At 46.9% G+C, this 15,484-nt stretch carries 10 protein-coding genes; 7 read left to right on the forward strand and 3 right to left on the reverse strand.

The window, feature by feature from the left end; translation table 11 throughout:
- Positions 1–102: 102 nt before the first annotated feature.
- From D2V93_RS06975 to D2V93_RS06985, 3 genes are read left to right on the forward strand one after another with little or no spacing between them, the layout of a single operon-like run.
- Positions 103–3,240 (forward strand): hypothetical protein, encoded by a 3,138-nt coding sequence (locus tag D2V93_RS06975; protein ID WP_119618932.1) that lies wholly within the window; start codon positions 103–105, stop codon positions 3,238–3,240.
- A gap of 35 nt (positions 3,241–3,275) precedes the next feature.
- The gene (locus D2V93_RS06980) at positions 3,276–9,218 is read left to right on the forward strand and encodes an Ig-like domain-containing protein (protein WP_147377377.1); all 5,943 of its coding nucleotides are present in this window, start codon (positions 3,276–3,278) and stop codon (positions 9,216–9,218) included.
- On the forward strand, positions 9,218–9,754 hold the full coding sequence (locus D2V93_RS06985) for a hypothetical protein (RefSeq protein WP_119618205.1): 537 nt from the start codon (positions 9,218–9,220) through the stop codon (positions 9,752–9,754). Before D2V93_RS06980 ends, D2V93_RS06985 begins: the two co-directional genes overlap by 1 nt.
- Here the strand turns inward: D2V93_RS06985 and D2V93_RS06990 are convergent.
- The gene (locus D2V93_RS06990; RefSeq protein ID WP_119618204.1) at positions 9,751–10,224 is read right to left on the reverse strand and encodes a hypothetical protein; all 474 of its coding nucleotides are present in this window, start codon (positions 10,222–10,224) and stop codon (positions 9,751–9,753) included. The genes D2V93_RS06985 and D2V93_RS06990 overlap by 4 nt on opposite strands.
- Positions 10,225–10,232: 8 nt before the next feature.
- On the reverse strand, positions 10,233–10,562 hold the full coding sequence (locus D2V93_RS06995) for a helix-turn-helix domain-containing protein (RefSeq protein ID WP_119618203.1): 330 nt from the start codon (positions 10,560–10,562) through the stop codon (positions 10,233–10,235).
- 141 nt (positions 10,563–10,703) lie between these two features.
- Here D2V93_RS06995 and D2V93_RS07000 point away from each other — a divergent pair, with 141 nt between their 5' ends.
- The 3 genes from D2V93_RS07000 to D2V93_RS07010 are packed head-to-tail and all read left to right on the forward strand — an operon-like array spanning position 10,704 to position 14,136.
- Positions 10,704–12,278, forward strand: coding sequence for a hypothetical protein (locus tag D2V93_RS07000; RefSeq protein ID WP_119618202.1), 1,575 nt, complete (start codon positions 10,704–10,706; stop codon positions 12,276–12,278).
- Positions 12,279–12,315: 37 nt separating this feature from the next.
- Positions 12,316–13,242, forward strand: a complete 927-nt coding sequence (locus D2V93_RS07005) for a tyrosine-type recombinase/integrase (protein WP_119618201.1) — start codon at positions 12,316–12,318, stop codon at positions 13,240–13,242.
- Positions 13,243–13,248: 6 nt separating this feature from the next.
- On the forward strand, positions 13,249–14,136 hold the full coding sequence (locus tag D2V93_RS07010) for a tyrosine-type recombinase/integrase (protein WP_119618200.1): 888 nt from the start codon (positions 13,249–13,251) through the stop codon (positions 14,134–14,136).
- A 370-nt stretch (positions 14,137–14,506) separates the two neighbouring features.
- On the opposite strand, the gene D2V93_RS07015 is transcribed toward D2V93_RS07010, so the two are convergent.
- Positions 14,507–14,713, reverse strand: coding sequence for a hypothetical protein (locus tag D2V93_RS07015; protein ID WP_147377343.1), 207 nt, complete (start codon positions 14,711–14,713; stop codon positions 14,507–14,509).
- Positions 14,714–15,003: 290 nt separating this feature from the next.
- On the opposite strand from D2V93_RS07015, the gene D2V93_RS07020 reads away from it, so the two are divergent.
- On the forward strand, positions 15,004–15,189 hold the full coding sequence (locus D2V93_RS07020; RefSeq protein WP_119618198.1) for a hypothetical protein: 186 nt from the start codon (positions 15,004–15,006) through the stop codon (positions 15,187–15,189).
- The last annotated feature ends 295 nt before the right edge of the window (positions 15,190–15,484 follow it).

Consider the following 15,484-nt stretch of genomic DNA (forward strand, 5'->3'; position numbering starts at 1 on the left):
ATGTGTAGTCTATTTTCTTCGAAAAAGGCAGCTTCACTATTCTGCCATATTACCCATTTTTTCAATTCTACATCCATTACTAGCAAATGCGCAGCATTTTTAATGTTGTGTTTGTTTACGGGTACGAATGGGACGGACGCTCAGGAGTTGCCACAACTGACCCCACCATCCCCTACGGCATATGAATTGACAAAATATGGGGAAATTCCTGTGAATGAATCAACGGGCATGGTCAATATCAATATTCCGTTGTTTGAATACAACGCCGGTAGGTTGTCGGTCCCGGTAAGTCTCGGATACACCTCTGATGGTGTAAAGGTCGATCAGGTGGCCACTTGGGTCGGGATGGGTTGGAACCTACATGCCGGAGGGGTGATCACTAGGCAGGTAAAAGGGGTTGCGGATGAACTGGCGTACACTAGGGTTTTCACAGATTTGACCACTGTGGAAAATCTGAGAAGTGACGCTTCTGGGTTTACTTATTTTATTCGTGATCTTTTGGATGATACAATAGATTATGAACCTGACATTTATTCGTTTTCTATTGGAGGTATCTCAGGTTCTTTTTACATCGATCAGAATTCCAATGCAATCCTAATAAAAAACGAACATGAGATCAAAGTAGAAGTCGACGGCCTTGGATTTATTGTAAAAACCACAGATGGGAAGAGGTATTATTTTGATGGAACAGGGGAAAATGCAAAAAGCGATGCAATGGTGGGCTCTGGCCCTGGCGGTATATCCAATTTTACGCAAACTTCTTGGTATTTGACCAAGATGGACAACCATTTCGGGGATGAAATTTATTTCACGTATGCTTACACAGCTAGTTACGTCTACACTACGGGCTTTGATCAGACCATAAGGGTGAAAAATAGTTGCCCTTCAGGGTTGGAGAGTATTACAACTTGTTATGTAAGCCAACAAAACACAAGAAAGATTTCTGAGATTTCGTCAAATAGAAATGGGGCAAAAATTGTTTTTAATGCTGCCAAGCAACGATCGGATTTGCCAGGTGAGTACATCTTGAATTCCATCGACCAAAAAAATGGGAATGATTTGGTCAAACGATATAACCTGTATTATGATAATGTAGAAAGCACAGAAAGTTATTATGGTGCGGCAAACCATGCTTGGTTAAACTACCCCAACCATTTTTTTAGGCATTTCCTAATCCATGTAAAAGAGACGGACAATAATGGAAATGAGTTAAATGGCAGGGTACATTCGTTTGAATATGATGATCCGACCGGACTCCCCCCACGATTGTCATTTTCGCAAGACCTGTTGGGCTATTACAATGGTAAATTGAATATGGGCTATATTCCCATAAACACTGGGGATCAACTGGATTTATACTCACTGAACGGTTACGCAAGGGGAGATCGTTCGGCGGATTTCAATTATGCCAAAAAGGGTTCCATGACAAAGGTTACCTATCCTACCAAAGGCTATACCGAGTTGGAATATGAACCCATATTGAACCTGGAGACCACGACAAGCACGCTCACCTCCACATTTGTGATGGATGTCAATAATCTTAACCAAGTGGATTATTTTGTGCAGGAATTCAACTCCTTATATGAGCAGCCACTGAATATAAATGTAGACTTGACCATATTGGAAGGGGATGACTATATTCATGATAGGGCAATTATTACTATTAGAGATAAAGTTACAAGTGCTGTATTGTTGTCTGAAAATATAGACCAGAATTCGACTTCATTGCCATTGGTCTATGTAGAAGCAAACACTGTATACGAAGTGATCATTTCTTTGCAACCTGTCATTATGGACGATGTACAAGTGGAATTGGACTTCTCATACAAATCTGGGGAAGTTACCCAAGAGTCTCCCATCAACAAATCCGGGCTCAGGATCAAGAGGATCAAAAGCAAGGCGGCATTAAATTCTGATGAGGAAATTGTAAGGTATTATTATGCGGCAAAAGAAGACTTGAACAGTTCTACCCTTCTTTTGGTTTCGGAGTTTGAGTTTATTGAGGATTTGGGAGCCTCTGCACCTAGCCCTTATTGTATAGTTCCTCTTTATGCCATCAAATCCACTAGTTTGAATCACTATTATCAAGTGATGCCCCAACGATTTGCATATGCAAAGGTCACCAAAAGTTATGGGGAGAATTTTGAGAATGGAGGTACGGAGAAGCATTTTGAGAGCATCATACCTCCTTTGAATACTGTGGTGTGGGGCAATACCATTCCCAATTCAGGACTATCCAATTATGCCGAACTCCACAATGGGAGGTTGAACAAGGAAATTCATTTCAGTATGGAAAATGGGGCGGCTCAAGTCAAGAGTGAAAAAAGATATGTGTATAAGGAAACAGGCACATTTATAGATGCCTTTGCTGGTAGACGAAGGTTTTTAAATTTCGGTTCATTGCCAGGAGAAACAACATACTCACTGGGAGTGGATGTGGAAAGATACAAACTGTATTCCCAATGGAATTCTATAGACTCCATCATTTCCACGGACCACTTGAACGGATTGGAAGTGACAACAACCGAATCCTATGTCTATGGGGGAAATTTGGCTGGACATCCCACTGAAATCATTAAAAGGAACAGTAGAGGGGAGACCCTTAAAACTAAAAATACGTATCCTACTTCCGGAACCCTTTTCAATGAGTATAGGATTGCTGAAATCCTAAAATCGGAAAACTTCAAGGACAACGATCCTCTGTCCACCCAAACAACAGAATTCTCAAATTTTGGCAGTTTATATCTTCCATCGAATGTAAAAACGTTAAAAGGGGAAGAATCCATAGACAATGCAGAGGAGAATAGAATTGTGTACCACCAGTACGATGGCTATGGCAATCCGATGGACATCTCCAAGGCCGGTGGCCCACATATCTATTATGTTTGGGGGTACCAAGGGCAGTACCCGATTGCAAAAATTGAAAACTTTGATTCGTCCCAGGCATCTGCAATCCAGGCCACAAGGATCGATCCTGCTGTAACTGCCTCCAACAATGATTCTTCGGAGGCAGCGGAAGATACGTTACGTGCCAAATTGGAAGATCTTAGAAACGATCCCGCACTTTCAAACGCATTGATCACCACCTTTACCTACGACCCCTTAATAGGCGTTACCAGTATCACCGATACAAAAGGAGTGACAACCTATTATGGATACGACAATTTCAATCGCCTGGAAAATAGTAGGGACAATAACGAAAAACTGCTCATGGAGCACATCTATCATTACAAGGATTGATTCCAATCCACACCAACGCTTTAAAAATATTCAACATGAAAAGATTTTTTACAACCTTGATTTTGGCTGTGGTTTCCTTGTGTGCGTTTGCACAGGAAAAGGACAATGGAGGAGATGGGAACGATGACCCGGGAGCCGTATTAATGGACATACCCCCAGGAGGTGGCGATCCCAATGACCCTATATGGAACCGTGATAGGGACAATGACGGTTATGGAGATCCCAACACGACCATCACCAATCCCACAAAGCCAGCAGGCTATGTGGCAAATGCACTGGACTGTAATGATTATGACAATACTATATATTATGGTGCACCGGAAAGATGTGATGGGAAGGACAATGATTGTGATGGACAGATAGACGAAGGAGTGGTTGTTCCTGCAACGGCCGGGGGCAGCAATGTGGGACGTTGCGGCCCAGGAACGGTGACTTTGACGGCCACTGTGGGCAGTGGGGGCAACACCATCCGCTGGTACAGTGCGGCCAGTGGCGGTACCCTGTTGCATTCTGGCACCAGTTTTACAACGCCGAGCCTAAGCAGCACCACCTCATACTATGCAGAGAGCTACAATACATTGACCTACTGCAAAGCCACCACCCGAAAACTGATCCAGGCGGTGATCAACCCGATTCCGGCAACGGCCGGTGGCAACAACGTTGCCCGTTGCGGTCCCGGTACGGTCACATTGACGGCCACGGTGGGCAGTGGGGGCAACACCATCCGCTGGTACAGTGCGGCGAGCGGCGGTACCCTGTTGCATACGGGTACCAGTTACACCACGCCCAGCATCAGTAGTACGACCTCGTACTATGCACAGAGTTATAACTCGTCCACGGGCTGTAGTGCTTCCAGCAGGAAACAGATTCAGGCAGTGGTCAATACCGTCCCGGCAACGGCCGGAGGCAGCAATGTAGAACGTTGTGGTCCGGGAACGGTGACCCTGACGGCTTCAGTGGGCAGTGGGGGCAACGCCATACGATGGTATAGTGCTGCCAGTGGTGGAACCTTGCTGCATACGGGCACCAGTTACACCACGCCCAGCATCAGCAGTACAACTTCGTATTATGCACAGAGCTATAACTCGTCCACGGGCTGCAGTGCCTCCAGCAGGAAACAGATCCAAGCAGTGGTCAATACCGTCCCGGTTGAAGCTGGGGGAAGCAATGTCCCTCGTTGTGGTCCGGGAACGGTGACCCTGACGGCCACGGTGGGCAGTGGGGGCAATAACATCCGATGGTACAGTGCGGCAAGTGGTGGTACCCTGTTGCATACGGGCACCAGTTACACAACGCCCAGTATCAGTAGTACGACCTCATACTATGCGGAGAGCTACCATACAGGGACAACCTGTAAGGCCACTACCCGAAGACAGATCCAGGCAGTGATCAACCCGATTCCGGCAACCGCCGGAGGCAGTAATGTAGAACGTTGTGGTCCGGGAACGGTGACCCTGACGGCCACTGTGGGCAGTGGGGGGAATACCATCCGATGGTACAGTGCGTCCAGTGGCGGTACCCTATTGCATACGGGCCCCAGTTTTATAACACCAACTCTTAGCAGCACGACTTCCTACTATGCGGAGAGTTACCACACGGGAACTACCTGTATGGCCCCTACAAGAGTGCAGATCCAAGCTGTGATCAATGCGGTCCCTATTTGGTATGCGGATACGGACGGTGATGGATTGGGAAATCCTTCCTCATCTATAGCTGATTGTAATCAACCGACTGGATATGTGTCCAATAACTCCGATTATGACGACTCTTCGACCATGATTACCAATCTTGCACCACAAACGTTTTATAGTGACAAGGATGGAGATGGATTTGGGGAGTCCACACCTACCATATATGCAAGTTTCAAGCCTTTGGGTTTTACGGACAATACCTTGGATGAATGTCCCGAAGTGCCTGGTGCAATCAATGGGTGTGATTACCAGTCACCGGGCTTCAGTGATGAGAATTATATATTTACACGGACTTTTCAGACTGAAATGTCCTCATCATCAGCTATTAAGTCCAATAAGGACGTATTGGAAAGTATTACCTACTTTGACGGTCTAGGGAGGTCCAAACAGCAAATTTCCATTAAAGGCTCTACGGGTCTATCCAATATCATAAGTCCCAATACACCTTCGGGATGGGTCATGGATTGGACAGAGGGAACAGATGGTACAGGATTTTTTAACAGGAATGGTGGAGTAATTGAAAATGAGCGCTTATATGGGCCAAACCCATTTGGCGAAAAAACGCTTATATGGGCCTGTGGCAATGATCCTGCCTCGGATGCAGATGGAGGTTGGAACACGGATTATATCAATGTGGATAAAACGAAGACCTACCGCTATATGGTGTGGGTACGCCGTGATCAATCCAATGATGGTACAACGTACCATGGCACACAAAACGTGGACAATTTGGGCGGAGGTGCCAACAGCAACCCTTATTTTTGGGCTGGGGACCTTCCCCAATTGGACAAATGGTATCTCCTAGTGGGTATAGTGCACCCCTATGGACATTCAGGAGGGGATTCTGGCGTGAGCGGGGTCTATGACCTGCAAGGAAACAAGGTAATCGATGGTACGGAATATAAATGGGGTTCAACCACCACCACATCCAGATTCAGGAGTTATCTCTATTATGCCACGGATGTCAACGTGAGGCAGTATTTTTATCAACCTATTTTGGAAATTGTTGATGGTAATGAAGTACCCTTGGAACAGATGTTCGGAAATGAGGGATATGCAGACATGGTGACCCATATTGGGTACGATGCCTTTGGCAGACCGGCAAAAGAGTATCTACCTTACAGCGAACCCGGTGGCACGGTAGGCAGTTATCGGACCAATGCCTTGGTGGCCACGGAAGATTTCTATGATGTATCCAAATACGACAATACATCGAACCCCTACTCGGAGAAGCAGTACGAACCTTCGCCCTTGAACAGGGTTTTGAAGCAGGCCGCACCGGGGAACGATTGGGCCATTTCTGGACCGGGTGATGACAACAGCATCGAATTTGGATATCAGGCCAATGCAGCCAATGAAGTACGCCTTTTCCAAGTCAGTACGGTCTTTGGCAATGGCATCTATGGCCCCACACTTACTCTTGGAGGCGGATCGGGTTATTATTTGGTCGGAGAGCTCTACAAAACAGTGACCCGTGACGAGAACCACGATGGTACGTCCACAAAACTGCACACGGTGGAGGAGTTCACGGACAAGCAGGGCAGGGTGGTGCTCAAACGCACCTATGCAAACATGGATACGGACAACAATGGAACCGTGGAGCAGGAAGTGCCCCACGACACCTATTATGTCTATGACGATTATGGGAACCTGACCTATGTGCTTCCCCCGAAGATGGACGCCAGTTCAGCCACACTGATGACCCTCGAGGGGCAGTTGGACGAACTCGGTTACCAGTACGTTTACGACCATAGGAACCGCTTGGTGGAGAAAAAGATCCCGGGCAAGGGCCAGGAACATATCGTGTACAACAAGCTGGACCAACCCATCATGACGCGAGACGCCCTATTGGAGGGCCAGGGCAAATGGCTGTTCACCCGGTACGATGCCCATGGCCGTGTGGCGTTCACCGGGATGGCCACCGGTGGCAGCAGACAGGCGGAGCAGACAGCGGCCAACAATGCCTCCGTGCTATGGGCCGACCAATCCGGAACGGGCACTACCGTGGACGGCATTCCCCTTTATTATGGCACCGGTGGCTACCCCGCACTGGGGTCGGTGACGGAACTGCACACGGTCAATTACTACGATGGCTACAATGCCACCAGGGACGGCCTATCAAGGCCCGTCGGCCAGGTATTGGGGCAGGACCAGGCCACAGATGTCACGGGGCTTCCCACCGTGGCAAAGGTGCGGGTGCTGGACCACCCCCAATGGATTACGACCCTGATGGTCTACGACCCCAAGGGCAGGGCCATATATACCACCTCCCAGAACGGCTACCTCAATACCACCGACATCGTGGAGACCGAGCTCGACTTTACGGGAAGGGCAAAACAGACCAAGGCCACGCACCAGCGTACCGGTTATGTGGACATCCTAACGGTGGACACCTATGGTTACGACCATGTTGGGCGTCTGGTACAACAGGAGCAGACCCTGGGCGGGCATACGGAACTGTTGGTCCACAACCAGTACGATGCCCTGGGGCAACTGGAGACCAAACAGGTGGGCAACACGCTGGGCAACCCCCTGCAGACGGTGGACTATGCCTACAATGTGAGGGGCTGGCTAAAATCCATCAACGACCCAGCCAACCTGGGCAGCGACCTTTTTGCCTTCGGGATCAACTACAACACGGTGTCCCATGGCGGAACGGCCCTGTACAACGGAAATATCAGCGAGACGGAGTGGCGCACGGCCAACACCGACAATGCACTGAAATGGTATAAATATGGTTATGATGCGTTGAACAGGATTGAAAATGCCCAGAACTGGAACAATAGTTACAACCTGTCTTATGTGACCTATGACAAGAATGGGAACATAAGGACATTAAAACGTCATGGATGGCAGAATAGCAGTAATTATTGGGACATGGACGTGCTGGACTATGACTATTTCAACAGTGAGGCCAGTAATAGACTCTACAAAGTACGTGATGACGGGAACGATGCTTATGGCTTTAAGGACAGTGGTAACGATGACCAGGACTATTGGTATGACGCCAACGGCAACATGACTTCCGACCTGAATCGGGGGATAGCAGCAGGCGGTATCGAGTACAACCACCTGAACATGCCAGTCAAGATCACGGTGAGTAGTGGCGGCAATGCGGGAGTGCTTGACTATGTTTACGATGCCACCGGTGTAAAGCTCAGAAAGGTCAACAGCAACGGTACCACCACTGATTATGTTGGTAATTACGTTTATGAGAACGGTAACCTGAAACAGATAACCCATCCCGGGGGCTACATCGAACCCGATGGACAGGGCGGCTATGACTATGTGTACCGTTACGTTGACATCTGGGGCAATACCCGTGTCACCTATGCCGATGACAATGGCAACGGTTCCATTGATGGTGCTTCCGAGATACGGAGGGAGCAGAACTACTACCCCTTTGGATTGGAGCACAAGGGGTACAACTCGGCCTCGTATGGTGTGGAAAACAATTTGAAGACCTATCAGGGACAGGAGTTCACCGATGACCTTGGGCTGAACACCCATGAATGGAGATACCGTATCGGAGACCCGGCCATTGGCAGGTTCTGGCAGGTGGATCCATTGGCGGAGGACTATATGTACAACTCCACCTATGCCTTCCAAGAGAACAAGCTTGGCATGGGGGTTGAACTGGAGGGATTAGAGTTGGCGGAATGGTTCATGGACAATGTTTGGCACGGTCTTTTGGGTCAACCACGGGGAGGGAACACCAACACCCATTTGGACAACACTTTTACGGCCAACACTCCGACCAAGAACAAGACGGGGAACTATTTTGGCGATGTAGTTTATAATTTAGCCGGGGGCGAGACCATATCAAAGGCAATAGACGGAGATGACAGGGCCGAAGGTCAAGTGATAATGAACGCTATACTCTTGTTCCAGCCGGGACCTAAAGGAAGTGGGGCTGCTGATGACGTGGTCAAAAACACTGCTGATGATGTTGTAAATGCCAGCACAAAAAAAATGAGGGGTCGATTAGGGAATGCCACGACGAGAGCCCAAAATAGTGCAATAGCTGACGAACTTGAATCAAGAGGATATGAAATTACAGGTGGTGGGGGAAGAACGAAGGAGGAATATCTAAAGCCTTTAGATGGCGGAAGCACAGGAGGTTCTTATCCTGATATTACAGCAACAAAGGATGGGCGAACATTGAGAGTTAACACCGTAGATACAAAAGTAAGCGGAGCTATGACAAAGCGTGAGGCTGAGAATGCCGAAAGAATAAGAGCTCAAAGACCATATGATCACTTATTGATTATACCGAAAAGCCAATAATGGGAAAGGAAATATTTTTGTTGGAAACAAAAGAAGGCTTGATGAAACTATTAGATTTCATTGAGTCTTCTTTTGAAATAAAATATATCAGGGCAGGTTTATTAGATGAACACCCAAAAACTAAAAATTCCTTAACGGATAAATTAGAGTTAGGGATTGTGGATCACAAAGACTGGAACTTTAACGAGAAATATTTGATTTTAAAACAAAACGATGAGTTACATGTTCGAGAAGTTCCTCAAAAAAAGGGGGGCATCAAATATGCTATCGACCAGATGAAGAATGCAGATAGTTTGATTATCAGTCTGGGAGGTTATAACAAAACAGAGAATGCAATAATTGCGAGCAAAATAACTACTAAAAACAACACTTCGTTCACTAATCTTTTCTTTAAAAAGCTTAATGAGTTTTTAAAGGCTAACAATAAAAAAGTGGAGAGTTTTTACATTGGTGCCGATGCCTTAATCATGGCAAAAGAGGGAACCCGTTTAACGGAAGACGCACGCTTGGAAGAAACTCATGACATAAGTGCCTAAAGCGGTTCGAATATTGCATTTTCCACTTGATAGGTGATAAAATCTATCTCTTGTCTTACGCATTCCGAATCCAATTCTTCGGAAAGCACGGTATAGGAGAAGTTGACCAATCTGGTTTTATTGAATTGGATAGACTGGACTAAAGACCAATAATAGATGGTTATATCTAACCCATCATCCGTTGCCTCTTCATAGAACATTTTGTAGGCGTTTTTATTGGGTAGCACCATGGTTTTTGACCCTTTGTTAAGGGTCAAATCGTTTAATACATCAGCGGTATTTACGATATTGGAACTCTCAGGAACTTTAATTGAAATGATTTTTACTCTTAATGTGCCGGACTTTGGGGAGTTTTTGTAGAAAGTTCCACCATCGTTATCGTCGTATTCTTCAATCCAATTTTTTGGAATCTCAAAACTCAATATACCACGATAAGTTATTAGTTTTTTGTTTTTTAAATCTGAACTCATTGTATGGATTAAGCATACGCTTTTTTTGCCTTAAAATCACGAATGGACATGTCGATAAAGTAGAAGAGTTTCTCCCTAACCTCTTGTGGAAGTTCCTGCACTTCAAGGATGCGCTGCAAGGTCTTGGTGTCCAGTTCCACATCGGTCTTGCCCACCAAATAATCGAGGGAGACTTCTAAAAGGTCTGCTAATTTAGTGGCAGTCTCTATCGAAGGCTTCATCTCATCACGTTCATAACGGCCGATGACGGGTGCCTTGGTGCCAAGGTGCTTGGCGACTTCTTCCTGCGACAGTCCCTTGGACTTCCTTACTTCCGATAGGCGTTTGCCAAAACTCATAAGTACTGTTTGTTACGGATAAACCTAGTGTTCAACAAATGTACAGAACCTAAAAGTATTTATCAAATAGTATAAGTGTTGTCAATTTAGAATTGATTAGTTACTTTTGATACTGAAAAGTACTATCAAAATATTTTTGCGATGCTGAACACCACCGACCCGAACAATTACGAATACACCACAGAGCACCTAGAAATCCATATCCTCGGGGGCATGAAGGCCACCAAACTCGAAACCTTACGAGTGACGCTAAGCGTTCAGAAGCCAAAGTCCCACAACATCCTGCGCCACTCGATAGACCTGTACAACGACAACCAGACCGAAAGGTTGGTGAGGAAGGTGGCCGAAAGGTTGGAGATTGGTACGACCATCGTAAGGCGCACCTTGCAGGAACTGACCAAGGAACTGGAAAACCACCGCTTCCTGTTGTTGGAGCAACAGCAAGTCGCCTCACCCTCCAAGGAGTTGAACGCAAGGGAAACCAAAGAGGCTGAAACCTTCCTAAAGAAAAAGAACCTGTTACAACTCACCAATGAACTCATCGGAAAATCGGGTGTCATCGGGGAGCATACCAACCGATTGCTGATGTACCTGATATTCACGAGCAGAAAGACCAACAACCCGTTGCACTGCATCAGCCTAGGGAGCAGCGGGGCGGGAAAGACCCACCTACAATCCAAGGTGGCCGAACTCATACCACAGGAGGACAAAGTGGAGATTACCGTTTTAAGTGCCAATGCCTTTTATTACTTCAACAGAACGGAACTGCAACATAAGTTGATACTCATCGAGGACTTGGACGGGGCGGAATCCGTACTCTATCCGCTCAGGGAACTCCAATCCAAAAAGCGCATCACGAAAACGGTCGTCCACAAGGATGCCAAAGGAACCACCAAGACCATACACCTAACGGTAGAAGGTCCGGTGAGCGTTGCGGGCTGTACCACCCAAGAGTCCGTTTACGAGGACAACAGCAACCGAAGCTTCCTTTTGTACATTGACGAATCCGCCGAGCAGGACAAGCGTATCATGGACTACCAGCGGTTGGCAAGTGCGGGCAAAATCGATGAACAGGGACAACTAGAGGCTGCCGAACTGTTGTGCAACGTGCAACGGGTATTGAGGCCCATCAAAGTGATAAACCCCTATGCGGAATTTTTGGAACTACCGGGATCGGTGTTCAAGCCACGACGGACGAACAGCCACTACTTACAATTTATAGAGGCGATTACCTTTTACAAGCAATGCCAACGGGAATCGAAGGTCGATTCCCAAACAGGGGAAATGTATATTGAGACTACGATTGAGGACATCAGGGAGGCCAACGAACTTATCATGGATGTGCTGCTGCGAAAATCCGACATCATCACAGGGGCCTGTAGGAACTACTTGGAGGAACTCAAAAAACAAGGTGACCGCTTCACCGCCCTTGAAATGCGACGGAAACTGAAAGTGAAGAAAACGACCCAATGGCGTTACCATCAACAACTGTTGGAGAACGGTTATATCAAGAAAGTAAAAAAGAAGGGGGAGGGCCTTGTGAGCTACGAAGTGGCCGACCCCGACGAATACAGGGCATTGGAGGAAACCATATCCCAAGCCCTAAAGACCTGCCTTGATAAGATAACCGTCAACGGCGACCCTGCCCGTTCCACCGTTCCAAGGCGTTCCACTGCCAAAATGGAACAGGTAAAACACAGAAATAGAGCCAGTTGAACCATCTGTTCCACTAAAACTCCAAAAACACATACCCATGCAAAAATTACCGTTGCACAATCGTACCTATAAAGCATTGCTGCTCTCCTTCAAGGAATGGCTGGGCATCCTCGGATATAGCAAGAGCTGTACAAAATACTCGCCCCTTTACCTACGGGAGTTCTTCCACTGGTTGGAACAGAACGGACATACCGACCTGAACACGGTAATGCAACAGGACATCACCGAATACTATGTCTATCTGCGCCAACGTCCCAACCAAAGCTATGGCGGGGCACTGGGCAATCATAGCCTGAACAACCATATCAGTGCCCTGAAACGTTTTAACGAATACCTGAAAAGACACAATGCCAGACCGCTGTCCATCCACCTGCGTTCCGAAAAGACGGACAAACTGGATGCGACCGACATCGTGAGCCAAGAAGAGATAAAGGAAATGTTCGCCGCTGCCGAACACAGCTATGTGATGCCCCACGTATGCCTGCGTGACAGGGCCATGTTGGTGGTGCTGTACAGTTGTGGGCTTAGAAGAAATGAAGCCGTGCACTTGAACCTTGGCGATGTGCTCTTTGGACGCAATCGTATACTGGCACGATGGACGAAGAACGGAAAGGAACGCCATGTACCGCTCAACGACCACAACATGGAAATCCTCGAGGAATATATCTATGACGGTCGCCCGGTCTTCTACAAGGCCAACGAAACGGATGCCCTCTTTGTTAACCAACAGGGCGGACGGATGGGAGGGCAGAGCTTTAAGCTACGGTTGCGTGCCATCATAAGGGCCACGGGGAACCCCGAACTGATGGAGCGGCGTATCACGCCCCATAAAATGAGGCACAGTATTGCCACCCATTTATTGGAGAACGGGGTGGCCATCGAAACGGTCAGCCGCTTCCTAGGGCATACCTCATTGGAATCCACCCAAGTATATACCCACTTGGCAATGCCAAGAGATAATTAAGATGATATGGACTTTAGAGAATATTTATTGCAGAACCGATACAGTGAAAGCACCATCAGGGTACATCTGTTACGAATCGGACGTTTAGGGGACTGGCTAAAAAAGCAGGGCATCAAAGAAAACGGGATGACCTATCCGCAAATGTTGCAGTACACCAAATACCTACAAACGGAAAAGGGCTACGAAAGGCAATCCATCAACAACGAGCTGCGGGCGGTAAAACTCTACCACGATCATCTGATAGAGGAAAACAGGGCCATGGAGAACCCCGCCACCGATATGTCCATAAGGGGAACCCGTACCAAGGCCATCGGTGATGTATTGGACGAAGAGGAACTGGAAGACCTGTACTACAGTTATGGAACGGAGCACCATGATACTTTTTTTAGGGCAAGCAAATTGAGGGACAAAACCGTGGTCGGGCTAATGGTCTTCCAAGGTGTCACTGTCATGGAACTGCACCATATGCAGGAAGAGCACTTACAGTTGAAAAAGGGCAAAGTGGATGTTCCCAGTACCCGAAGGAGCAATGCACGTACCTTGAACCTACAGCCCTGCCAAATGATGGAGCTGTTGCAGTACATGCAGGAGGCCCGTCCCTATCTATCGGAAAGGGACAGGGGAGGCAATCCGGAGAAACTGTTCTTTGGCAGCATTGACCAGATGCACAGCATAACCAGTAGGATATTGAAGGCCATGAAAGGGAACAACCAAAAAGTAAAGGGATGTTCCTCACTGCGGACAAGCATCATCATCAACTGGCTAAAGAACCACAGCCTTAGAAAGGTCCAGTACATGGCGGGGCACCGATACATTAGCAGCACAGAAAAATATGTCCAGGACGACTTGGAAAACCTGCACGACATCGTGGAGAACTTCCATCCGATAAACTAAGGGCCTTCCACTTGCCACCACACCGCCCAAGCTATGTTTACATAACGTTGCATTATGCCTCCAAAAATGGCGCATAATAACGCTATGTAAAATAGCCGCTCCCTCCACTTCCAAAACCCGAAATAATACCAATATCAAGATGTGTGCGTGTCATGACAAACACCCCGTTCTCGCATGACGCTCAATCGCCGCTTGGCTACCATTTTTAAAGCTGACGGACGCCACCGCTCGACCCCTTGCAGTCCATCAACTTTAAAAACGTCCAGAAGCTCGATAACGTTTTAAAGAACGACAGGGGAAGTGGATGGCGGGCGGAGCCCTGTCGGTCTTTAAAATGCAACAACCCCGAGCCTGTCGAGGGGGCGTTAGATCACTTCATGTGTATATAGTGGGCGATTGCCTTCGGTAAATTGATAAGCTCGCCATAAATGAAGTGGTTCAATTGCATGTTTTGATCATTAAGGCGTGCATTTACATAGTTGATGTAAGCCTCAATATTGGTTTTTTTATCAAGTCCCGTATCACGCTTAAAATCTTGTTCAAAAGCGTTGAAATTGTTGTGAATTTTTTTTGCCATGACTCTGGTTTTAAAATTAATAAAGGCAAAGTAGCCATAAAAAAATAGAAAGGAATCTGGCATTGGTAATGTAGGTGCCTTAAACAATACTTTTATGTTTTTGAAATAAAACCTTCATGTTACAACTGAATCCAAGAACTCTTTGTTGATTAGCGAAATCCCAATAAACATGGGTGTGCAGGGGTGTTACTAGGCAATGTCCTTTTAAAGTGGAACTAAAAGACATAGCTTAAACCCGCCCGATTGAAAAGTTTTATCGCTTAAGGGGGCGAATCTTTAAAACATCGCTTATGGATAACAACGTTTTATACATCTTGATATGGTCGCTGGTGCTGGTGGTGTACCTGACCCAATTGCCCAAATGGCGGTTGGACATGTTCGGGAACTTCTTGAAGAAAGTGCTGGCCGTACTGCCCATTACAAAGGTGGCCGAGGCCATAATGAGGGGTCTGAAAGACCGACAAAGTCCCCGATAGGTATAACGGGGACTAACTCGACGCGTGAAATTTTTATGGTATAATATGCTGTAAACAAATGGGTTGCAATGATAGTAAAAATCGGTCGAACCACCGCAATCAGAAATGGGAACCCATCCCATGAACACATTTAGCAAGCTATGTTTTTGCTATCAAAAACCCTGTTCACTCTGTTCGTCAACAACAGGAATAGGGTTATCTTTATGCCACGTTCTTTTACATTTTTGGCGGCCCGATGTTCCAAAAAATGGTGTCGATAAATGCTTTTTTGCATAGGGTATGACCAAAACGGCAA

This window comes from Flagellimonas taeanensis, from assembly GCF_003584105.1.
Lineage (GTDB): Bacteria > Bacteroidota > Bacteroidia > Flavobacteriales > Flavobacteriaceae > Flagellimonas > Flagellimonas taeanensis.